Origin of the sequence: Paenibacillus sp. PvR098, assembly GCF_017833255.1 — a bacterium.
GTDB lineage: Bacteria > Bacillota > Bacilli > Paenibacillales > NBRC-103111 > Paenibacillus_G.
In genome coordinates, this window is sequence record NZ_JAFIBU010000001.1 from 3,118,292 (window position 1) to 3,139,324 (window position 21,033).

The 21,033-nt window shown below is 51.0% G+C and carries 20 protein-coding genes and 1 pseudogene; 1 reads left to right on the top strand and 20 read right to left on the bottom strand.

The features are described 5' to 3' along the window. Positions 1 to 11: 11 nt before the first annotated feature. From JOE45_RS15500 to pdaA, 14 genes and pseudogenes are all read right to left on the bottom strand, one after another. Positions 12 to 1,346: an ABC transporter substrate-binding protein gene (locus tag JOE45_RS15500; protein ID WP_210019389.1), complete on the bottom strand. Its 1,335-nt coding sequence runs from the start codon at positions 1,344 to 1,346 to the stop codon at positions 12 to 14. A 260-nt stretch (positions 1,347 to 1,606) separates the two neighbouring features. Continuing rightward, positions 1,607 to 2,983, bottom strand: a complete 1,377-nt coding sequence (locus JOE45_RS15505) for a response regulator transcription factor (protein WP_245247338.1) — start codon at positions 2,981 to 2,983, stop codon at positions 1,607 to 1,609. Continuing rightward, complete coding sequence (locus JOE45_RS15510; RefSeq protein ID WP_210019387.1) at positions 2,958 to 4,457, bottom strand: sensor histidine kinase; 1,500 nt, start codon at positions 4,455 to 4,457, stop codon at positions 2,958 to 2,960. The genes JOE45_RS15505 and JOE45_RS15510 overlap by 26 nt, the downstream gene beginning before the upstream one ends. After that, entirely contained in the window at positions 4,402 to 5,439 is a 1,038-nt protein-coding gene (locus tag JOE45_RS15515; protein ID WP_210019386.1) for a sugar-binding protein, read from the bottom strand. The genes JOE45_RS15510 and JOE45_RS15515 overlap by 56 nt, the downstream gene beginning before the upstream one ends. Before the next feature lie 171 nt (positions 5,440 to 5,610). Then, entirely contained in the window at positions 5,611 to 6,786 is a 1,176-nt protein-coding gene (locus JOE45_RS15520) for an MFS transporter (protein WP_348632544.1), read from the bottom strand. A gap of 529 nt (positions 6,787 to 7,315) precedes the next feature. Continuing rightward, positions 7,316 to 7,633: pseudogene (locus tag JOE45_RS15525) on the bottom strand (PH domain-containing protein); the annotation flags it as partial. Between the two features lie 71 nt (positions 7,634 to 7,704). Continuing rightward, entirely contained in the window at positions 7,705 to 8,295 is a 591-nt protein-coding gene (locus JOE45_RS15530; RefSeq protein WP_210019385.1) for a TVP38/TMEM64 family protein, read from the bottom strand. 78 nt (positions 8,296 to 8,373) lie between these two features. Beyond that, positions 8,374 to 9,015, bottom strand: a complete 642-nt coding sequence (locus JOE45_RS15535; protein WP_210019384.1) for an ABC transporter ATP-binding protein — start codon at positions 9,013 to 9,015, stop codon at positions 8,374 to 8,376. Continuing rightward, positions 9,012 to 10,664 carry an ABC transporter permease gene (locus JOE45_RS15540; protein WP_210019383.1) on the bottom strand — a complete coding sequence of 551 codons (1,653 nt, stop codon included), beginning with the start codon at positions 10,662 to 10,664 and terminating at the stop codon, positions 9,012 to 9,014. Before JOE45_RS15540 ends, JOE45_RS15535 begins: the two co-directional genes overlap by 4 nt. A 2-nt stretch (positions 10,665 to 10,666) precedes the next feature. After that, complete coding sequence (locus JOE45_RS15545; RefSeq protein WP_210019382.1) at positions 10,667 to 11,764, bottom strand: Fe(3+) ABC transporter substrate-binding protein; 1,098 nt, start codon at positions 11,762 to 11,764, stop codon at positions 10,667 to 10,669. A 666-nt stretch (positions 11,765 to 12,430) separates the two neighbouring features. Continuing rightward, positions 12,431 to 12,973, bottom strand: coding sequence for a YflT domain-containing protein (locus JOE45_RS15550; protein WP_210019381.1), 543 nt, complete (start codon positions 12,971 to 12,973; stop codon positions 12,431 to 12,433). A gap of 32 nt (positions 12,974 to 13,005) precedes the next feature. Continuing rightward, complete coding sequence (locus JOE45_RS15555) at positions 13,006 to 13,209, bottom strand: CsbD family protein (protein ID WP_210019380.1); 204 nt, start codon at positions 13,207 to 13,209, stop codon at positions 13,006 to 13,008. A 70-nt stretch (positions 13,210 to 13,279) separates the two neighbouring features. Continuing rightward, on the bottom strand, positions 13,280 to 14,725 hold the full coding sequence (cls, locus tag JOE45_RS15560) for a cardiolipin synthase (RefSeq protein ID WP_210019379.1): 1,446 nt from the start codon (positions 14,723 to 14,725) through the stop codon (positions 13,280 to 13,282). A 104-nt stretch (positions 14,726 to 14,829) separates the two neighbouring features. Then, positions 14,830 to 15,612, bottom strand: coding sequence for a delta-lactam-biosynthetic de-N-acetylase (pdaA, locus tag JOE45_RS15565; protein ID WP_210019378.1), 783 nt, complete (start codon positions 15,610 to 15,612; stop codon positions 14,830 to 14,832). A gap of 271 nt (positions 15,613 to 15,883) precedes the next feature. Between pdaA and JOE45_RS15570 the strand changes: the two genes are divergently transcribed. Beyond that, positions 15,884 to 16,516 (top strand): DsbA family oxidoreductase, encoded by a 633-nt coding sequence (locus JOE45_RS15570; protein WP_245247016.1) that lies wholly within the window; start codon positions 15,884 to 15,886, stop codon positions 16,514 to 16,516. 57 nt (positions 16,517 to 16,573) lie between these two features. Here JOE45_RS15570 and JOE45_RS15575 read toward each other — a convergent pair whose 3' ends face one another. The 6 genes from JOE45_RS15575 to JOE45_RS15600 all read right to left on the bottom strand — a co-directional run bounded on the left by JOE45_RS15575 (position 16,574) and on the right by JOE45_RS15600 (position 20,786). Further along, positions 16,574 to 17,005: an EamA family transporter gene (locus JOE45_RS15575; RefSeq protein ID WP_210019377.1), complete on the bottom strand. Its 432-nt coding sequence runs from the start codon at positions 17,003 to 17,005 to the stop codon at positions 16,574 to 16,576. 133 nt (positions 17,006 to 17,138) lie between these two features. Continuing rightward, positions 17,139 to 17,339, bottom strand: coding sequence for a hypothetical protein (locus JOE45_RS15580; RefSeq protein ID WP_210019376.1), 201 nt, complete (start codon positions 17,337 to 17,339; stop codon positions 17,139 to 17,141). 6 nt (positions 17,340 to 17,345) lie between these two features. Continuing rightward, the gene (locus tag JOE45_RS15585; protein WP_210019375.1) at positions 17,346 to 17,642 is read right to left on the bottom strand and encodes a ferredoxin family protein; all 297 of its coding nucleotides are present in this window, start codon (positions 17,640 to 17,642) and stop codon (positions 17,346 to 17,348) included. A 3-nt stretch (positions 17,643 to 17,645) separates the two neighbouring features. Next, the gene (locus JOE45_RS15590) at positions 17,646 to 18,941 is read right to left on the bottom strand and encodes an FAD-dependent oxidoreductase (RefSeq protein WP_210019374.1); all 1,296 of its coding nucleotides are present in this window, start codon (positions 18,939 to 18,941) and stop codon (positions 17,646 to 17,648) included. Then, positions 18,925 to 19,959: an electron transfer flavoprotein subunit alpha/FixB family protein gene (locus JOE45_RS15595; protein WP_210019373.1), complete on the bottom strand. Its 1,035-nt coding sequence runs from the start codon at positions 19,957 to 19,959 to the stop codon at positions 18,925 to 18,927. Before JOE45_RS15595 ends, JOE45_RS15590 begins: the two co-directional genes overlap by 17 nt. Beyond that, positions 19,959 to 20,786 carry an electron transfer flavoprotein subunit beta/FixA family protein gene (locus JOE45_RS15600; protein WP_210019372.1) on the bottom strand — a complete coding sequence of 276 codons (828 nt, stop codon included), beginning with the start codon at positions 20,784 to 20,786 and terminating at the stop codon, positions 19,959 to 19,961. The genes JOE45_RS15595 and JOE45_RS15600 overlap by 1 nt, the downstream gene beginning before the upstream one ends. Positions 20,787 to 21,033: the final 247 nt, after the last annotated feature.

A 21,033-nucleotide genomic window follows, 5' to 3' on the forward strand; every position in this document is an offset into this window, starting at 1 on the left:
CCTCTTCTTCTTTACTTTTTAATGCCGCTTGCCACTGCAGCCTGCTGAAGCGACTTCGTAAACTGATCCACATCGCCTCTCGTAACAAAAATGGTCATCGCCTGGTTGGCCTGCGTTACGAAACCCTCTGGAGCGGCAGATCCATGAGCCATACTTGGCGCCAGCTTGCTTATCTTGAAATCTTCAATCGTTTGCTTACCGTACACATCGTATTTATTCACATCCGCGTCGATCCGTGCCGGTATGGACCCCTTGAGCGGATTGAACACATCCTGCCCTTCCACAGATCCCAGTACGCTCAAGAACGATTTGATCGATTCCGGATCCTTCACGCCCTTCGGCAGTCCGAACGTATCGGTAATGACCATAAAGCTTCCTTCCGAGCCGGGTGTGGCTGCCCATCCGAAATCCTCATTCGGCTTCAGCTTAAGATCCGTGGTGAAATAGCCCTTCACCCAGTCTCCCATCACGTTCATGGCCGCTTCACCTTTCGCTACGAGCTGGGCCGCATCCTGCCAATTCCGCGCCGCATGGTCTTTATTGACATAGCCGATCATTTTTTTGAACGTTTCCGCAGCTTGCTTGACGGAAGGATCCTCGAAGCTCAGCTCTCCTATCCACAGCTTCTTGTAGTTGTCAGGACCAAGGGATCCGAGCAGCACACTCTCAAATAGATGCGATGCTGTCCACGGCTCTTTATCGCCAAGCGCCAGCGGGGTGACCCCTTTGGCTTTGAGCGCATCAGCTACCTGGAAGAACTCATCGAACGTTTTCGGCGCCTTCAGACCGTGCTGATCCAGCACCTTTTTGTTATAAAAGAGCACGTTCCCCCGATGAATGTTGACAGGAACAGAGTAAACTTTGCCGTCTTTGCTGACCAGCTCGATCAGCTCCTTCGGAAACTTGTCGTTCCAGCCTTCCTTCTGGAACAGATCGTTCAGCGGCTCCATTTTATCGGCAGCCACCCAACCGGTATTGAGCTCTGCGCCTCCATGCACCTGGAATGTCCCTGGTGGATCTCCGCCCTGCATCCGGCTCGCCAGCACGGCTTTGGCGTTCGTTCCCGCACCGCCCGAGACGGCCGCATTAATGACTTCAATGTCCGGGTTTTTCTCCTTGTACAGTTGAATTAGACCCTTCAAGCCCGCTTCCTCGCCTGCTCCGGTCCACCAGCTGAAAATCTCCACCTGCTTCTTCGTATTCGCCTTGGCCGGTTCAGACGGCTTCGGCGCTGCTGCGTCCTGTCCTTGGTTCGTTGTTCCGGAGCCTGAACCAGAGCTGCAAGCGGCAAACAGCAGGCCGCTGACTGTCATGACGGATAGAACCTTTGCCATGTTTCTTTTCATTTGTACTCTCCCCTTTGGTTAAAATTGATTCTGCTATATATTGGAGTCCCACAAAAGTATGCGCTTATAAAATTGATCATACCAAGGAACATCTGCTTTCACATCGATGAAGGTCTGCATTTCTTTGGCAAAGAGCAGGATTGTTTTGACACCGATTGAAAACGGTTACTTACACTTTCATTTCATAGCACTTTTTTTTGCCATTACAGCAAAAAAGTCCATCCCCTGTAGGAAGATGGACTTTTTCTCTCTTTGCTTTGTTAGGCCTGATCAGCACGAGCTGACAGCTCGTTTTGCTGCCGATACTGCGATGGGGCAACCCCAGTCGCTTTCTTAAAGGCCCGGCTAAAATAATTCGGGTCGTTGTAGCCGACCTGATAACAGATTTCCTTTAAGCTGTACTGCTCATCCATGAGTAATTCTTTAGCCTTATCCATCCGCAAACGGATGATATGGTCAATAAACGTCTTCCCGGTCTGCAGCTTGAAAAGCTTGCTGAGGTAGTATGGATTGAGGCCTGCATGATCCGCCGCCTGCTCTAAGGAAATATCCTCCCGGTAATGCATCCGAATATATTCGAGAGCCCGGTCCAGCACCGATTTGGCCCGTCGGCCCCGCTCCTCCTGAAGCTCGTCCAGCTGCCTGTCCGTGTCGTCACCTCTCGGAAGCACGGTCAGCTCCATGCCCTCGGCCGCTCCCTCCGCCTCTTCAGATAGCCGATCGAACAGCTGAAGAGGTCCAGCCCCTTCCGAAGCTGCGGCATACAGCGCTTCGCGAAACGAGCCGCGCAAGCCGTCAATGCCTGATCTTACGGTACCTAGACCTAGCGTGGCTCTGATCGCAAGCTGATCGGTTACAAAGCTGCTTAGCTCCTTCCCCCACTGCAGTGATTCGGTCCGGAAGGTGAAGAACGGCTTGCCTTCGTCACTGTTCACGAGAAACAACGCGATCCATCGGCCTACCACAGGACCAATGACGGCATACGATACAGCCGTCTTAGCCCGGCTTCGCACCGCTTCATACAATTGCTCGCTGCCCATCGCTGCCGGGATATCGATTACACCGTCCTCCTTCACCGGCAGCGAAATTATGCAGGCGCATCCGCATATCACCTGCAAATCAAGCAGCCCAAACAGAGGCTCCAGATGATGATCGTGCAAGGGATCAAGCATCAAGGACAGCGCAATTTCTTTCTCCGCGAGCGGTATGAACTCCATCGCCCGTTCGCTTAAACGCAGCTCTTCTTCGCGTTTTCTACGTTCCCCGGCGATTTCTTCCACCAACCTGGACAGAATATCCACAATCTGATCCCGCTTCGCCGGCTTCAGCAGATACTCCTTAGCTCCTAGTGAGATCGCCTCTTTGGCATAAGCGAAATTGTCATATGCCGTAACGAGCACGAACTTCGCCTGGGGATGGCGTGACTTGATCTCCTTAACCGCCTCCAGCCCTTGAATACCGGGCATTTTAATATCCATAAATACAATATCAGGCCTCATTTCGTCCGCCCGTTGAATAGCCATCCGCCCATTCTCCGCATGCGCGATATCGAACATGTCCGGCATGGCGCGCTTTACAATCAGCTCCAGCCCTTCCCGTTCTAACGCCTCATCATCGGCGATCAGCAGTCTGTACATCACTCTCTTCCTCCTCCGTCAGCAAAGGCAGTCTTAGCTCCACCACCGTGCCCTGCCTCTGTCTTGTATTACCCAGAATGCTGACTAAATCCTCACTCCCATAAAAAAGCCGGATCCGTTTAAATACATTATGCGTACCAAGACCGGTCGATGCCTTCTTCACAGCAGGCAGCTCTCCCATCCTGCTCCCGGCCGATTTCACAGGTTCGTCGTCCAGGCGCATCAGTGCGAGCCGAGTCTCTTCCGGCATTCCAACTCCGTTATCCTCCACCCGTACGATCACTCGTCGTTCCTCCGGATTTGTCCAAATTCGAAGTGCAATCTCCGCTCCTTCTTCCATGTTCTCAATCCCGTGGATGAACGCATTCTCGATCAGCGGCTGCAGTGTCAAGCTTGGGATCAGCTGACTGAGCGCAGTCTCCTCGATCTCCGTCACAAAACGTACCCTGTCTCGGAACCTTGACCCCTGAATGGTAAAATACTCCCTTGCATGCTCCACTTCATCCTTTAAGGTGACGGGCTGGTCGAGCTTGCGAAGGTTGTAGCGGAGCAAATTGGATACAGAAACAATGAGATCGCTCGTCCGGTCCGCCCCCTCAATCAATGCCAGCTTGGATAAGCTGTTCAACGTATTGAACAGGAAATGCGGATTGATCTGGCTCTGCAGCGCCTTGATCTCCAGCTCCTTAACGAGCCGGTCCATCTCCAGCCTTTCCTTATCCCGGGCAATCAGCTCCTTCAGATTGTGCAGCATATGCCGGAACGTTCCGGTCAGAATGCCGATTTCATCCTCGGCTTGCGATGCCGGCGGTTCCACATTGAGGTTCCCGCGCGAGATCTGCTTGGCTGCCTGCACCAGCCTTCCGATCGGTTCAGTGATGCTCTGCGACAGCCAGATGGCAAACAGGATGCTCAGCAGGGTTCCCGCGACAAAGATGGCAAATCCGAGGCTGTTGATGTGATTCGTATGCTCCATAATGCTCTGGTAATAGGGCTCGTAATGGGTGAGCTCCAAGTCCACCAGATGCTGACCCTCCTGCTGGATAAAGCCGGCGGTCTTCTCCGCCTGCTCATACAGAGACGCATAGGAAGAGAGCGTCTCTCCCTCCAAGGATTGTATGACCGATGTTTCCTGCTCAATGAAGGTTTCGAGCAAATGTGTATAGTTGGAGAGCTCTAGCGGATTCAGCTCGTTTCGGCTTGCGGTCAGAAGCGCATGCAATTGCTCCAGCTTCACTCTCCGTACGGTAACAACCTCTAGATTTCCAGCTGTAGGCTCAATCAAGTAAGAGCTTAGAGCGCTCAAGTTTTCTTCCGTTCCTTGTGCAACCTGCTTATATAATAAAATCCGTTCCATCATGAGATTGTAGCTTTGTTGAACCGTTTTGCCGCTTTGAAAGATGAAAAAAGACACCGAGTTAATCAGCACGACAATCAGCGGAATAAAGACGAAAAGCTTTCGGCGAATGCTCATCCGTATCCCTCCCGCTCAAATCACCTTGAGTCAGGAGTCCCGTCTCGGTATAATGCTCCCGCGGAAGAGCAATCCCCTGCTTATGCTCAAGCATCAGCTTCACGGCATCGTACCCCATAAGATAAGGCTTCTGCACGACTGTCGCTTGAATATCCCCGCTCAGAATGGCCTGCTGCGTTTCTTCCAAATCGTCAAAGCCGAAGATGAGCAATCCTTCCCGTCCACTCTTCTTCTTCGCCTGTAGGATGCCGATCGCATCCAGCGCGCTCGTCCCGACCATGATCCTTAAATTTGGATAGTTTCTCAGAAGATCCTCGGACTGTTGAGCGGCCTGAATACGAGAAATGTTAGATGAGCGCACTTCCACTACCTTCAGCTCCGGATAATCCTTGATGACGGAAAGAAATCCTTCCAGCCTTAACCGCTGGTTGGTCGCTTCTTGGCTGCCGATGATGACACCGATCTCTCCCCCCGTTCCTGCCGTCTTGATAACCGCTTCTCCCAGCAAACGTCCTGACAGCAGGTTATCCGTCCCCACATACGTAAGTCTGGCGCTTTCCGGCGCGTCCGTATCGACGGTCACCACCGGGATGCCATGAGCCACCGCCCGATTGATCAGACCGATATATTCGCTATCGGCCATCCCCTGTGTGAGGATGCCGTCCGCCTTGGCAGCGATCACCTTCTCCAGCAGCTTCTTCTGCTCCTGCGGATTGTTGCGGTAAGGGCCGATGTACTCGATTTCCGCACCCAGCTTAGACGCCGCATCCCGTGCTCCCCGTTCTACCGTCCGCCAATACGGATTGTCCAGCTCTTGCGAAATGAGCACCAGATGAGGCCCGGACCGCTCTGCCGACGCCCCGCTTTCCATCTGTTCGACGACGGATTGAATAGCCAAACTCGTCTGCATGAACTGCCAGAGCAGCAATAAAAACACGATGAACAGCGCATATACGCCGATCGCCCATTTGTTATGCGACATGGTTCAGCACCCGACCTTTGGCTAAGCCCCTGTATTTTTGCTTGCGCTTTCATTTGAAGCGTAAGCCCATTATATGAGAAAGAGGAAAAGCCGTCTAGTTGACTGAGAATCGTTAGAATAACCTGCTGTGACTAGGACGAGCGCCGCAAGGCGCCGCAGCCTCGTCTATCCTCATGGTGAATTGCTGCGGCGACGGGCTGCGGTTTGGACTACGATAAAGAGCCCGATGGCGATGAACGACAGGAACACTCCAGCCAGACGAAAGCCCTCATCAGGCGATAAGGCAAGGGTACCTACAGTGAAGGAACCTGCTATGACGCCGATGGAATAAAAGGCATAGAACAGCCCGAAGGCCTTCCCCCTGTCTCCTTCAGGAACGTGACGGATCAAAAGGGCATTCATGGAGGGAAACATCAAAGCGAAGCCGATGCCGTATACCGCCATGACCGCGAACAGGACTCCTTCCCGGTCGACCAAAGAAAGCCCGAGCAATGCCGCGGCAATCGTTACCAGCCCGGCCAGCATGGTGTACAAAGATGGCACCCGGTCGAACACCCGGTTGGTAGGCAATAGGAACATGCCAATCGCCACGACACCGAAGGTGCTGAGCAGCAGTCCTGCAGCCTGCTCGCGAAGAACGAGCGCGTCAGCCTTCAGCGGCAGCATGTAAGTAAGCACGCCCATGGCAAACATCAGCGTGAACGCGCCAAGGTATGATTGCAAGACCGGCGTGCTGCGGAACAGATGAAGCCAGCCCTGCGTGGTGGACATCGATGAATCTTCGCCGGGCTTTGCAGCCTCTCCTTTGCCATAGAGGACCAGCCACGCTGTCAGCGCACCGAGAGCCATCAACCCCGCCACCGTCAGAAATACCGTATGAACACCAGCCTTTGCTTTCAGGATACCTCCCAACGCTGGCCCGACGATCGCCGCGAAACCGACAGCAGCGCCGGATATAGCCATATTTTTGCCCTGTCGTCCGCTCTCCGCAAGCCCGGACACAAGCGTAAATGCGCTCGGTACCAACAAGCCACCCGCAAGCCCGTGCGCAAATCTGGCGACGACCAGCTGTTCCGGCGTCCGTACGAACCAGTACATGCCAAGGAGCGCCGCAGTAACGGCCATTCCCAGAACAAGGACTATTCTCGCCCCATAACGGTCGATCCAGCGGCCGGCCAGTACATTGCCGATCATGTTCGTTAGCGAATACGCACCCACGGCAAGTCCGATCATGAACGGATCCGCCCCAAGGCTTTGTGCTAATGGACTGATGATGGGGAGCTGACTGAACATATCGATAAACGCGATGATAATAAGAATGTAAAGTATCGTTTTTTTTCGAATCACCTGTGAGATACCCCCTCTCGCATGCACTTAGACACTGATATCACTCCTTTGGCACAGGCGGATCTCAGCCGTCTTATCAAGCCTCCGCCGCAAATAAAGACCGTATTTGTACATTTTTGTCGTTTTTCCACGTGGAACAAACATCTATTCGGGAATCTTATTAAATAGGTTCATGCTTCGTGATGCAGCCGCCTGGAGCGTTAGCAACGTGCGGATCGAGAGCCTTCCGCTGAGCTCATGACATGAGCACAAAGCATCGTGGTATCATTGCACCCCTAATCCCCTATCGGCTTAGCTTTTGAGCATGATATATATGTTTATGGTACAGCGTTTGCGACCAATGCTCAACTGAAGTTCAATGGGAAGGCGGTAAACCGGGGCCATTCTGTATTCGACGTTACGCGCACAGATGGATTTCAATGCCAAAGAGCCACGCAAGGCCTAGATGTCCCTTGCATGGTTTTGATGTTAGCAGCTCGGTATGGTTAGGCCAAAGCCGCAGACATCCGCCCGCGGCTTTCGCTTTTGTCTATTGCAGCCCGTAATCAGCCAGGACGCTCTGCAGCTCATAAATGTTCAAGCTTTTATTAAACTGCTTCTGGATCGGCGTCGCATTCCCGGAAATCCAGATTTTCAGCTCGGCGTCCAGATTAAGGCTCCCGCGGTTTCAATACTGAAGTGCGTGATGCTTCGATAAGGAACGGAATGGTACCCACATTTTTCTTCCGGTTACCCCCTGCTTATCCAGCAGGATCAGGCGCTTGTTCGTAAAGATGAACAGCTCGCGTATCACCTTATACGCCTTCTCCATCGATTCGCCTTGGGCCAATACCCCAGCATATTCTTTCTGAAGATCAGCCTGACCATGTAAAAAACGCCCTCCCCCTGGCTAACAACTTCAGGAGTAGGGCGGTGCTTTCATTTAAAATATTTTGATTCCAGCTTACGTCCGAACAGCCACATAATGAAGAATACGCAGAGAATCAACGCTATTTTCCAAGGCTGCCTGAACAGGTTGTCCAAATTATGACCGGCAAACGACACAAGGAAAATCATGACACCCTTGCCCAGAGCCGTTGCAACGACGAAGGTATGCATCGGCACCTTCGAGAGCCCCGCAACAATGTTCACAAGTGAGGACGGTGTGAAAGGGAAGCATGCGAGCAGAAAAATGGGGGTAAAGCCGTGCTGCTCCAGCCAATGCACAAATTTCCCTGATCTGGGATATTTGCGTTCAATAAATCCGCGAAGCCTGCCACCGAACTTACGAAAGATCGTAAACACACTCACACTTCCGAGTACCACTCCAACCCAAGACAGCAGTATGCCTTCGCCTAAACCATAAGCATTCACATTGGCAATCAAGATAGCCACCAGAGGCAAAACAGGTATAAAGGATTCCGCCATCGGAGCCAGTATACCGGGAAGCGGCCCTAATTGCTCATATTGCTTCAGCCAATGTTCCACATCATGCCAATCCAGGCTTGTAATCGTCTCTATCCAGTTCATCTCGTGTCGCTTCACCTCGGTATAGTTATTACAAATATACTATCTCCGATGGTTCAATGCAACGGGCCAAAAACGCTCCTATGAAACCATTATAACCGTACGATCACAAATTGCATCGACGTCCTGATGATCATGGCTTACGAACAAACAGGTCATCTCCGCTTTTCTCAGGATATCCCGAAGCTCACTGCGGATGGATACTTTTAGATCTGCATCCAAATTGCTGAACGGCTCATCCATCAGGAGAATGGAAGGACGCGGTGCAAGCGCCCGTGCCAAGGCGACACGCTGCTGTTGACCCCCGCTCAATTCGTGGGGATAACGCTTCTCGAAGCCCGAAAGCTGCACCAGCTCCAGCATTTCGGCCAGCCGTGCCGCGCGTTCCTTCCTAGACAGACGGTGCAAGCCAAATTCGACGTTGCCGGCTACGGTCAAATGGGGAAACAATGCGTAATCCTGGAACACCATGCCGACGCCGCGGCTTTCGGGAGGTACGAAGGAGGTATCGTCCACCACGGTTCGTCCGGAGATTGCAATACTACCGCCGGATGGCGATTCCAAGCCGGCAACGAGTCGTAGCAGCGTGCTTTTGCCGCTTCCACTGGGCCCCAAAATTCCTACGATTTCCCCTTTGTCCATTGCGAAGGAGAAGCGGTCGATCACCGGTTTCTGTTTCGAGGAATAGGCGAATGAAAGTTTACCTATGTTTACGATTTTCATGATTTCAACTTCTTCCCTAGTTGATGAAATACGATAACAGAGATCATACTGACGCCGATAATAAACAAAGAAGGTATGGAAGCTTCATAGATTCGCTCGTCGCTTGCGTATTGGTAGGTCTTGGTCGCAAGCGTTTCAAAGTTAAAGGGTCGGAGCAGCAGGGCCAGCGGCAATTCTTTAATAATCTCCACGAACGTCAGAATGACTCCGCTGAGCAAAGCGCCCTTCAGGAGCGGTGCATCGACTTTGAAAAAGGTCTTGGTCATCCCTAAGCCGAGCATCCGCGAAGCCTCGGTATATTTCATCCCGATCTTCTCAAAGCCGGCCTCGACCGCGTTATATCCGGTTGCCATAAATCGGACCACGTAAGCGACAACCAGCATGACCAAGGACATGCTGAGCACGAGCGGCGATTCGCCCAGGCCCATACGGGAGTATAGCGGGGCAAGCCAATGATCAAGCCCGATGAATAAAGCCAGTACGCCGATAGCAATAATCGCTCCCGGAACGGAATAGCCGGCCGTCACCGACCTGGCCAGCACATAGGTTATCGCATTCGATTGTTGGCGGACTACATTGGCTACAATAACCGAGAACAGCATAATGATCACCGTAGCCGTCAAAGCAAGGCCGATTGTGTTGTATGTCAATTCGATAAAAGCTGGGGTAAGCACATCATGATAGCTCCAGGTAGCCCATACAATCAATTGGAGAAAAGGGATGAGAAAGGAGCAAGCAAACACAAGACCGCAGAACAAGAATGCAACCGCAGCGCCCGAGCCTTTCAATCTCTTCGGTGTAAGCGGTCTCGACTTGCTGGTGGAAGCCGCAAAGCTTCGCTGATGGCGCAACAGCCGCTCCACCACGAACAAACCGACTACGCCCGCCATCAGCCATGCGGCCAACCGAACGGCAGAATCGACATCGTACATACCGAACCAGGTCTGAAATATCGCTACCGAGATCGTCTGAATGCCGTAATAGCTCGATACGCCAAAATCGCTAAGCACCTCGAACACGACAAGAATCACCCCGCCGATGATAGCCGGCCGGGAGATCGGCAGGACAATACGGAAAAAGATCGAGATCGGCTTCCTCCCGAGCAAAGAAGCGTTCTCAATATAAGAGCCGCTTTGATGCTCCAGAAACGATTTCGTAATCATGTATACATAAGGAAACAAGAACATCGAAAATATGAAAATCGCGCCTCTCATCGACATGATGCCGAACCACTCCGGATTCGGCGTCACTCCGAATTCATTGCGCAGCGTCGTTTGTACAAAGCCGGTGTAACTCAGCATCGTGCTGTAGGTGTATGCCGCAATATAAGGCGGGACAGCTAGCGGCAGCACCAGCGCCCAGCGAAAAAATCGCCTGAGCGGAAAATCATATGCTGCAATCAGCCAAGCCAAGGTTACGCCGATCAGCACGGTAAACAGGCATGAAAACAACACAAGCCAAACGGTCTGGAACACATAATCCTGCAGTAGATACTGCTGGATATGCTGCCAGTTTTCATTTGGCGGATGGAACAGCGACACGAATATAGTAAAAATGGGCAGCAGAACGATCACTGCCCCCAGAAGGCTGGCGTAAAGCCAGCCGTTTTTATGCTGTTTTATATTACGTATAGCTGTTGCGAAGCGCATGCTTATTTCCAACCTACTTTATTAGAGATCTCGACTGCTTTTTTATTATGCTCTCCCAGCTTGGCAAAGTCAATTTGTTGGGCTTTAAACTCTCCCCAAGATTTTAGAAGCTCAGTCTTTTCCGCTTTAGGATTGACTGGGTATTCGAAGTTTGTCTTCGATACGAGTTCCTGCGCTTCTTTGTCCGTCAAGAACTCAATCAGCTTCACGGCGTTTTCTTGATTTTTGCTGTGCTTCACGAGACCCGCTCCGCTGATATTCACGTGCGTGCCGGTCGTGCTTTGGTTAGGGAAGAACACGCCGAGCTGCTGTGCAACTTTCACTTCTTCGGCATCTTTGGAGTTTAGCATTTGTCCCAGGTAGTAGGTGTTCATAATGGCTACATCGCCGGAACCAGCTACGATGGCTTTCGCTTGGTCACGGTCCCCGCCTTCCGGCGCACGGCCGAGGTTGGCTACGATGCCTTTAGCCCACTCTTCCGTTTTCTGCTCCCCATTCAGCTCGATCATGGAAGCAAGCAGCGATTGGTTGTACAAGTTGGTAGAGGAGCGTACGAGCACTTTGCCTTTCCACTTATCGGTGGCCAGGTCCTCGTATGTAGAGAGCTGCTCGGGCTTCACACGGTCTTTGGAGTATACGATAACCCGGGCACGGGTCGATAGACCGATCCAATCATTGTCTTTATCCCGAAGCTGTGCAGGCACGTTAGCATTGACCACTTCGGACTTTACAGGCTGCAGTACTCCGTTCAGCTTAGCGTTGTTCAGCACTCCGCCGTCCACGGTAATGAACAAATCGGCAGACGTGCTTTCTCCTTCACGCTTTAACCGTTCAATCAATTCCTCCGCCTTGCCTTTAACGACATTGACTTTAATGCCGGTCTTCTCGGTAAATTGAGCGTAAAGAACATCGTCCACTTCATAATGTCTCGCCGAATAGAGGTTGACGACCTGTTCTGTCTTCGGCTCTGAAGCTTCGCCTTTCGAATCTTGCGGCTGTGCCGCTTGTTGTCCGCCTTGTGGCGCTGTTCCGCATCCTGCCAGAAGCCCTACGCTCAAAATTGTGGCGATGACGGACGAAAAGATTTTACGGTTCTTCAACTTCATTCCACTCCCCAGTTTTCTTATAGTTGGTAATGAGAATCATTATCGTTTGTTTACATTTTGGATTCTATCACGTGCAAAATAACATGTCAACCACATTTTCATAAAAAATGCACTCACTAAAACTTTCATTTTTTTCAGCAAAAATAGATTTATCTCATTTTCATAGAATGGCTGAGCTTAAGCAAGAAAAAGTGAGTAATAGGGGGATAAGCCCATATAATTAAATTATTCTGAATATTTACATTATTTAAATATTGTTGTATTGTAAAGATAACAACAGGAAAGGGGATAGTCCAATGAAGTAGGTAAGCGAAGCATGCCTCACCCATTTCCTTGAAGGAAAGGAGTAAGAAAGTCGTTTCGCTTTATCGGGCATGCGGGAACTCAAAAGTCAGGCTGCCGAATCGCTGGATTGACCAATATGATGCAACGGAAGTTGTTTGATCGGAGTGTGTTTTTGTAAAATTGAATATCGAGGGCATGAGTTTATAGGGATTCCGGTTATCATGGATAAGCGGAATCCCTATTCGTATTGCAAGCGTACCCTTCGGAATATGACTAAAATTTACCACATCAATGTTTTTGTTTCTCCATTATCCCTTACGTGAAAAAGACACCCTTTCGGGTGCCTTCGGTCTTTATGTGCTGCTTCTTTCAGGATTAAAGGCCGCGTCTGGAGCCTATTTCCGCACCATAATCGACGCCGTAAGTATCGGCATTCAGCGAATTGTTGGTTCGGAACGCATCGTATACTTCATGGTCTATATCTCCTCGAGAATTAACCAGAACAAGAATATTTCCTTGTTTCACGTAATCGTTGTATCGCTTTGCATCCTCCTCGGGAATCCCCAGTCCGATCAACCCGCCAACCAGTCCGCCGGCTCCCGCGCCAACAGCCGCTCCAGTCAGTGTAGCCGCAATGGGACCGGCCGCGAGAATCGGACCCACACCCGGGATGGTCAACGCTCCGATGCCTACAAGCAGTCCTGTAAGCCCGCCCAGCATACCGCCGGTTGCCGCTCCCGCTTTTACGCCTTCCTGAACATTGGTCCCAGTTTGATCCGTGATAGCAGACACGTCGTCTTGATCTCTGGCAATAACGGAAATGTCGTCTGAGCTGTAGCCCTGCCTTTTCAGACCTTCAATCGCACGAATGGCTTCCTGCTCCGTTTGAAAAACGCCTACCAGCTTCTTTTCACTCATGGTTATTACCTCCCGGTTTGTATGATGATAGACTAGTCACGATACCTCGATGACCAACTCTCGTATTCCTTCTCCGCATCGTCTTTGGCATAACCATATCGCTCCTGCAGTTTTCCGACGAGCTTCTCACGCTGTCCCTCAACGACATCCAGATCGTCATCCGTCAATTTGCCCCACTGTTTCTGAGCTTCGCCTTTGAGCTGCTTCCATTTACCTTTAAGTACATTGCTGTCCATCACGATCACTCCTTTTATGATTTAGTTGGACTTGCATGTACTTTAATTACCCCGGCCAAATGGGTTTCAATCACAAAATAGGCGACAACAATCTGGCACACGATTCTTTAAACCGGTTGACCAGCGGTCTATTGTTATACATCACCTTAGTCAACTCCGTGCTGTAGTTGAGATCTTCCAAGAAAAGTTCATGGAGCTTGGAGGATGTTTCTGTATCATAAATGAACGCATTGATTTCAAAGTTCAGCTTGAAGCTCCGGTTGTCCATATTGGCCGTACCCACCGTTGCGATCCGACCGTCCACGACGATGGTTTTAGCATGCAAAAATCCTTTTTCATATAAATAACATGCCGCTCCGCTATTCAGCAGCTCTCTAAGATTAGAATAGGAAGCCCAATATACGAGCTTGTGATCCGGTTTGCTCGGAAGCATGATCCTGACGTCAACGCCGGACAAGGCGGCCATCTCCAAAGCCGTCAGCAAGCTATCATCGGGAATGAAGTAGGGGGTTTGGATGTAGACAGTTTCCTTGGCCGCGAGAATCATTTTGATAAAAGCATTCTTGATTTGCTCCCATTCATTGTCCGGTCCGCTCGCCACGATTTGGAGCCCTACCTGTCCTAGGGAAACTTTAGCCGGGAAGTAACGGGCCTCAACAGGGAATTCACCTGCAAGCGCGAGCGTCCAATCTAGCAAAAATTGGGCCTGGAGCTGCATCACTGTGCTTCCCTGCAGCTTCAAATGCGTGTCCCGCCAATACCCGAAACGACGATTAAGCCCCAAATACTCCGTTCCGATATTCAAGCCTCCGATATACCCGCATGTTCCATCGATGATGGCCAGCTTGCGGTGATTCCGGTAGTTTACTCGCAGATTCAGATAAGGAATACGCGACGGGAAAAATGCCGCCGCCTCTCCCCCCGCTTCCCTTAAGCTTTGGAAGAAGTTTCGCGGCAGCCCGGAGGAACCGATGGCATCGTACAAAAACCGGACCTCAACACCTTCTTCCGCCTTGCGTGCAAGCTCATGAACGAGCTTGCGACCCAATTCGTCATTGCGTACGATAAAATACATCAGATGGATGTGATCCTTCGCATCCTTGACATCCTGAAGCAAAGATTGATATTTGTCGTTACCGTCCGTAAAAATATCGACCTTGTTATCTTGGGTGAACAGCGCATTACTGCTCGCCAAATTCATGTAAATCATGTCTTGATAATATGCGGCAGAGGAATCGTTATATTCGATTTGACCGCTGCGAAACTGCTGCTTCTGGAACTTCACCAGTGCGTCAACGATTTGGCGCTTGTCTTCCTGAACACGGTACAGCTTCCGCTTACTCAAGTTTTGCCCGAGGATGAGATAAAGAATAAACCCAAGACCAGGCAGGAAAAACAAGACCAGCAGCCATGCCCAAGTGACTGCAGCGTTCCGACGCTCCAAGAAAATCACCGCGCCCGCGAGAAATAAGTTCAATAACGAAATCAGAGAATACAAGTCCTGAATCATAGCCATAAAATCAACACCTCATCTGAAGAAAAACGATTCCTATGCGGTACCGCTGTTTCCATTTAAACACAAAACAAACCCCCACGTATATGTGAGGGTCACGGTTGTGCTTAATAATTTTTCGTTTGCAGCTGATCCAAGCTCTTAAACTCATATCCTTGCTTGCGGGCGTCGTCAATGATTTTGCCTAACGCCTCGGCATTGTCTTTGGACACGGCATGAAGCAGGATAACGGCTCCGGGATGAAGCTGCGTCATCACATTCTCGTAAGCATAAGCCCAGCCTTTTTGCACTTTAGTGTCCCAGTCCTTATAAGCGATCGACCAAAACACGTTGGTATACCCGTATCCTCTGCTGGACGCCAGCAGCTTTTCGCTAAAAATTCCCCGGGGCGGACGCAAATAAGGCATTTCCTTTTGCCCGGTCAGCTCAGCCACTTCCGCTTTGACCTTATCCAGCTCTTCCTTCAGCTTCTGGTCTGATACCCGGGTCAGGTCCGGGTGGCTCCAGGAATGATTGCCGATCAGGTGGCCTTCCTGTACCATTCGCTTTAGCAGCTCAGGCTGGTCTTGAACATAGTGCCCTGTCACGAAAAAGATAGCCGGTACCTGCTTTTCCTTGAGCACATCCAAAATTTTACCCGTAAACCCGTTCTCATAGCCGTTGTCAAACGTAAGATAAAGCTCCTTTTTCTTCGTGTCCCCCAAAAAGATCGCTTCATGCTTCTGAACGATCGGTTGAAATCCCTCTTCCTGAATGGAAGGAAGCTCATGGTTCCTGCTCTTTTTAAACCCAAAGTGATATGGCATGGTCGCATGAGCTTCTGCCGAATACGGGGGAATCATACATAGGAGCACAGCTAGAACGGCGAGTATAGAAACATAACGCTTCATATAACGATCTCACTCCTTAATCTGGCGGTTGTTCTTGTTCGGTCATCGGCTAAGGGGTAATGTTCCTCAAAAAACGGAAAGTTATGTGTTAGAAGCGAAGCGGATCGTATGCAGCGACAACGGGGCGATGTGCCTTTTACGGTGCGGTTCCTCCCAACTCCGTTTCCTGTAGAAACTGAAAAAAATGAAAGATCAAGGAATACCCAGTTGCCTTCCTACACCGAATCCGTCATACTATAAGAAAGTAAGTAACTGACTGGAGGTAATATGAATGATCCAAATCGATGTCTATTCCGACATGGTATGCCCATGGTGCCGAATCGGCAAGAAAAATTTACAAGATGCCCTAGCGGCTTGGGATCATAAAGACGAAGTAGAGATTCGTTTCCGGGCCTTTCAGTTGGATTCGACTCTGCCGACAGAGGGACTACCCTTCCATGACGCCATGATTAAGAAGATGGGTGGTAATGCCGCTTCGTTGAAGCAAATGACAGATCGGGTAAGCCAAGCCGGGGAAGCGGTGGGCGTTCCTTTCCGTTTCGATCAAGTGACCCGTATGCCGAACACGCAGCTTGCTCATCGACTGGTAGCTCTTCTGCCTGCATCCGAACAGGAAGCTATGGTCGACGCTATTATGACAGCCTACTTCGAGCAAGGTCAGGACATTGCACAGTTGGATATTCTGCTGGACATCGCAGCAACCTGCGGTCATGACCCGAACCCTCTTCGGGAGAAGCTAGCACAGGGCCAAGGAACCGACAAGGTTACGAGCGACGAGCAAGAAGCGAGACAAATCGGTGTTACCGGCGTACCTTTCTTCGTATTCAACAATCGGTATGCCCTCTCCGGCGCCTACCCGCCTGCCGAGCTAATCAAAATACTCGAGAAAGTTGCAACCGAATAACCCACAGAAATAAAAGAGGACACCCCCACCCGGGTGTCCTCGCTTGTATGTATTCTTTCAGCTGAAGGCAATCATAATAACGCCGACCGTAATGAATCCAATGCCGACTCCACTTAACCAGCTGATGCTTTCCCCCAAAAACACGATAGCTGCAATCGTCGCGATCACCACGCTTAATTTATCGACTGGAGCGACTTGCGATACTTTCCCGAGCCGCAAAGCCCAAAAATAAAACAACCATGAAGCAGCACCGGCTACCCCGCTTAGAACGATAAACAACAGCGTCTTTTTATCTTCCAAAAGCGATGGAATTTTCCCAATATTGCCTTGCAGCGCAACGACCGCCACTAACAATAACGCCATTATAACGGCTCTAACCGCCGTTGCTGTATTGGCATCCACCGATTGCAGCCCCATTTTCCCGAAAATACTGACCATAGCGGCAGTTACAGCAGATAATAAAGCAAAAACCAACCATAGATAGCTCATAAGATCCCTCTTTGTAGGTTATTGGTAGTTCTCTTAGGTTGGCTTCATGGGGATCAAAATACTCCGTATACCAGAAAAAAGGCAGAGCAGCGACCCAGTACCGCAAGGGCACTGGGCCTAGTAAAGGCTTCTCCTATTCGGATGGATTCCGCGAAGTCTTCTCCACGCCACTTGCATCGTCCAAGCTGAGGGACACTTTGGAGAGAAGCTCTCCTTTTTCCCAGCTCGCAAAAAAGTCTTCCCACACGACATGATAAAAATTATCATTCGTTTCCATCACGATGCCTCGTGCCCGATCCAAGGAAAACACAACGCAGTCGCCAATCTCAAACATCAGGCTTCACCCCAATCTAAAGACGATTCCATGACCACCTTTCGGGTATTCCCATTTAATATTCTGATGAGGACAGCCAATGCGGCAGCTTCCGCATTCGTGACAGCCCTCGTAGCCGACATGCATGCGGATCTCCTCCCATTTATACACTTCGGCAGGACAGAAGATCGTGCATATTTTATCAGGGCAATCGGTTAAACAAACATCCGTGCTTAAGACATGAAGATGAGACCGCGTGTCTGCGTTAAAACGAAGAAGATACTGCTTTTCCTCAATCGTCTGAGCTTTGGGCTGCTCACTCATGATTCACTTCATCACCTTCCATGCCCGGTACATATCCCGGGCGATTCTGAGCTTCTCTTTGACCGGACCGATCTCATCCCATATTTTTTTCTGCTTCTCCTTCTTGGAGGTGCCGTCTACGGTAAACATTTGGCTCGCTGCGCGATTCATCATAGGAATATATTGATCAAAATATTGGGGGAATCGGTCGAAGTGGTGGGTGGCGTCTTTATATTTTTTCAAATCCTGGCCTACGAAGCTGTCCATCAGCCGCTTGCGGTAATGATCCAGCACGAGCTCTGAATAATCGCCCGCCTCTTTCGCCATCACGACCGTTTCGGCAGCCAGGCGGCCGGAGGTCATCGCCATATTCGACCCTTCCCGGTGAATTGCATTCACAAGTTGTGCGGCGTCTCCCACGACAAGGACGCCATCGCCAACCACCTTGGGCATAGAATAGTAGCCTCCTTCGGGGATCAGATGAGCCAAATATTCTTGAGGCTCGCTCCCTTGAAGGTAGGGACGAATCATCGGATGGTTTTTGACATATTCCAGCAGCTCGTATGGCTTTATTTTATGCTTGATCAGCCCTGAAAGTAACGTGCCGACGCCTATACTGAGCGAATCTTTATTCGTGTACAGAAATCCGGTGCCCAAGATGCCCTTGGTGGCATCGCCGAACAGCTCAATGGTGCAGCCTTGGTCCGGCTCCAGACTGAAGCGGTCTTCAATCATTTTGCGGTCCATCTTCAAAATCTCCATGGTAGCGAGCGCCACTTCATCCGGCCGAAATTCCCTGTGAAACCCGAGGGACTTCGCCAGCAGGGAGTTTACCCCATCGGCCAAGACAACGACATCCGCATACAGGTCGCCCTCCGGACGGTCCGTGCGCACACCGACAACGCGCCCGTCTTCTATGATGCATTCCAGCACGACCGTCTCGTTCACGAGCAAAGCGCCCTGCTCTACCGCTTTCTGGGCGAACCATTGATCGAATTTGGCGCGAAGCACGGTGAAATTGTTATACGGCTCCCGCCCCCATTCCATTCCTTTATAACCGAAGGTCACGGCTGATTCCTTATCCATCATCATAAATCGTTGTTCGACGACAGGGCGTTCGAGCGGAGCCTCCTTGTAGAATTCCGGAATGACATCCTCCATCATGTGCCGGTACAGCACACCGCCCATCACATTTTTGGAGCCGGGATATTCTCCCCGTTCCAGCAGCAGCACGTTAACTCCGGCTTTAGCCAGCTCATAAGCACAGGCAATTCCCGCAGGCCCGGCGCCGACGACTATACATTCAAACTTCTCGGACATGCCCGTCTTCCTTTCCGCCTAAGGCCATTCTGCACTGTTCAATCAGCATGGGAATGATTTCGAACGCGTCGCCTACAATCCCGTAATGGCAGCTCTGGAAAATCGCCGCGTTCGGATCCTTATTGATCGCAATGATCAATCCGGAGTTTTGCATGCCTACGATATGTTGAATGGCTCCTGAAATACCAATAGCAAAGTAGATCTTCGGAGTGACCGTTACTCCCGTCTGCCCCACTTGATGATGATGCCCGATCCATCCCGCCTCTACCACATCCCGGCTGGCGCCTACGGCTGCGCCCAGTACTTCTGCCAGCTGATGAATCAGCTGAAAGCCTGCGGGACCCCCTAATCCTTTGCCTCCGGCCACCACAATATCCGCTTCATCGATACGCGCGTTGCGGGCGGTTTCCCGCACGATCTCCACTACTTTGGTCCGCACCTCTTCTTCCTGCAGCGGAATCGATTCCTCCACCAGATTGCCCGTTCGGCCAGGCTGAGGGGACAGCGCTTTCATGACTTTCGGGCGGACTGTAGCCATTTGAGGCCGGTACTTCTTGCACAAGATCGTCGCCATGATGTTGCCTCCGAAGGCAGGACGGCTGGCCAGCAGCAGCCCGGTATCCTCTTCCACATCCAGCATTGTCGAGTCCGCGGTTAAGCCTGTAGGCAGATCCGTGGCTACCGCGCTAGCTAGATCCTTGCCTGTCGAAGTGGCGCCATACAGGATGATCTCCGGCTTATACTTTTGCGTACACGCGAGCAGGGCTTTCATATACGTTTCCGTGCGGTAATGCCTATAAATCGGTTCATCGTACACGTAGAATGTATCCGCACCGTAGGCAAACACCACATCGGCCAAGGGTTTCACGCCCTCGCCGATGACGACCCCGGCCAGCTCCGTTCCCCGTTTATCGGCCAGCTGTCTCCCCGCTCCTAGCAGTTCAAGCGACACCGGAGCGACCTGTCCGTCCTTCACTTCGATATACACCCACACGCCGCGGTAATCCTCGAAGCTCATCAGGCTTCACCCCCAGCTTGGAACAATTCCTTCTTTTCCATCAAAATGCCGAGCAGCCGCTCCACCTGAGCCTGCGGTCCACCATCCAGCAGTGTGCCGCCTTGAGGCTTCTGCGGCGCCCAGACCGAAGATACGATCGTCGGTGACCCTTTCAAGCCGAGCTGCGTCCGGTCCACATCCTCCAGATCGCTCACGGACCATATGTACGGTTGATAGCGAGCAGCCCGAATAACGTTAGGCAGAGGGGAGTATGGGACTTCGTTAATCTCTTTTTCCACGGAAAGCAAACAGGGCAGTGTCGATTGAATTACCTCATAGCCGTCTTCCAGCTTGCGATGAACGACCGCATATCCCTGTTCCTGCCGGACCTCAACGATTTTCTTCACCGAAGTGAGCGGAGGAATATCCAGTCTTCTGGCAATGCCTGGACCGACTTGGCCTGTGTCTCCGTCAATGGTCATTTTGCCGCAAATAATCAGGTCAATGGGCCGAAGCTTGGCGATTTTGTCTAACGCTTTCGTCAGCGCATAGCTGGTAGCCAGCGTATCCGCCCCGGCAAACGCGCGATCGGAGATCATATAGCCTTCGTCCGCTCCGATTTCAATACACTTTCGGATCGCCTTGACCGCGGGAGGCGGTCCCATGGTAAGCACCGAGACCGTCCCTCCGTATCTCTTCTTTAGCCGAACCGCCTCCTCTACCGCGTGAGCGTCATAAGGATTCAGGATCGCCGGTGCGCTGGCACGATCCATCGTATTGGTCTTGGGGTTCATCTTGATGATCTTCGTATCCGGTACCTGTTTAATGCAAGCGATAATGTGAAGCACTGCACAGCACCTGCCTTATAATCCTAGTAAGTAGTCATAATCCAGTATATAAGGCTAATACAGATAAAATGCATGGGATTCCATTGAGCTTTACCGGCCTTGGATGTTCTTAACAGCTTCCTCATGTGTTCCCAGCCCTTGTTTACTCGGGTAAATTCGACTCTGCGTGTAGAAAAATGTAGAATTGTCACAACTCAGAATTTACTTGCTATGTTATAATTACATATGTTCAACATGATCAACATAC

Bases quoted from the DNA above. Each gene is read 5' to 3' on its own strand.
- JOE45_RS15500 (WP_210019389.1), bottom strand. From the start codon at position 1,346: ATGAAAAGAAACATGGCAAAGGTTCTATCCGTCATGACAGTCAGCGGC.
- JOE45_RS15505 (WP_245247338.1), bottom strand. From the start codon at position 2,983: ATGTACAGACTGCTGATCGCCGATGATGAGGCGTTAGAACGGGAAGGG.
- JOE45_RS15510 (WP_210019387.1), bottom strand. From the start codon at position 4,457: ATGAGCATTCGCCGAAAGCTTTTCGTCTTTATTCCGCTGATTGTCGTG.
- JOE45_RS15515 (WP_210019386.1), bottom strand. From the start codon at position 5,439: ATGTCGCATAACAAATGGGCGATCGGCGTATATGCGCTGTTCATCGTG.
- JOE45_RS15530 (WP_210019385.1), bottom strand. From the start codon at position 8,295: ATGAACTGGATAGAGACGATTACAAGCCTGGATTGGCATGATGTGGAA.
- JOE45_RS15535 (WP_210019384.1), bottom strand. From the start codon at position 9,015: ATGAAAATCGTAAACATAGGTAAACTTTCATTCGCCTATTCCTCGAAA.
- JOE45_RS15540 (WP_210019383.1), bottom strand. From the start codon at position 10,664: ATGCGCTTCGCAACAGCTATACGTAATATAAAACAGCATAAAAACGGC.
- JOE45_RS15550 (WP_210019381.1), bottom strand. From the start codon at position 12,973: ATGAGTGAAAAGAAGCTGGTAGGCGTTTTTCAAACGGAGCAGGAAGCC.
- JOE45_RS15555 (WP_210019380.1), bottom strand. From the start codon at position 13,209: ATGGACAGCAATGTACTTAAAGGTAAATGGAAGCAGCTCAAAGGCGAA.
- cls (WP_210019379.1), bottom strand. From the start codon at position 14,725: ATGGCTATGATTCAGGACTTGTATTCTCTGATTTCGTTATTGAACTTA.
- pdaA (WP_210019378.1), bottom strand. From the start codon at position 15,612: ATGAAGCGTTATGTTTCTATACTCGCCGTTCTAGCTGTGCTCCTATGT.
- JOE45_RS15570 (WP_245247016.1), top strand. From the start codon at position 15,884: ATGATCCAAATCGATGTCTATTCCGACATGGTATGCCCATGGTGCCGA.
- JOE45_RS15575 (WP_210019377.1), bottom strand. From the start codon at position 17,005: ATGAGCTATCTATGGTTGGTTTTTGCTTTATTATCTGCTGTAACTGCC.
- JOE45_RS15580 (WP_210019376.1), bottom strand. From the start codon at position 17,339: ATGTTTGAGATTGGCGACTGCGTTGTGTTTTCCTTGGATCGGGCACGA.
- JOE45_RS15585 (WP_210019375.1), bottom strand. From the start codon at position 17,642: ATGAGTGAGCAGCCCAAAGCTCAGACGATTGAGGAAAAGCAGTATCTT.
- JOE45_RS15590 (WP_210019374.1), bottom strand. From the start codon at position 18,941: ATGTCCGAGAAGTTTGAATGTATAGTCGTCGGCGCCGGGCCTGCGGGA.
- JOE45_RS15595 (WP_210019373.1), bottom strand. From the start codon at position 19,959: ATGAGCTTCGAGGATTACCGCGGCGTGTGGGTGTATATCGAAGTGAAG.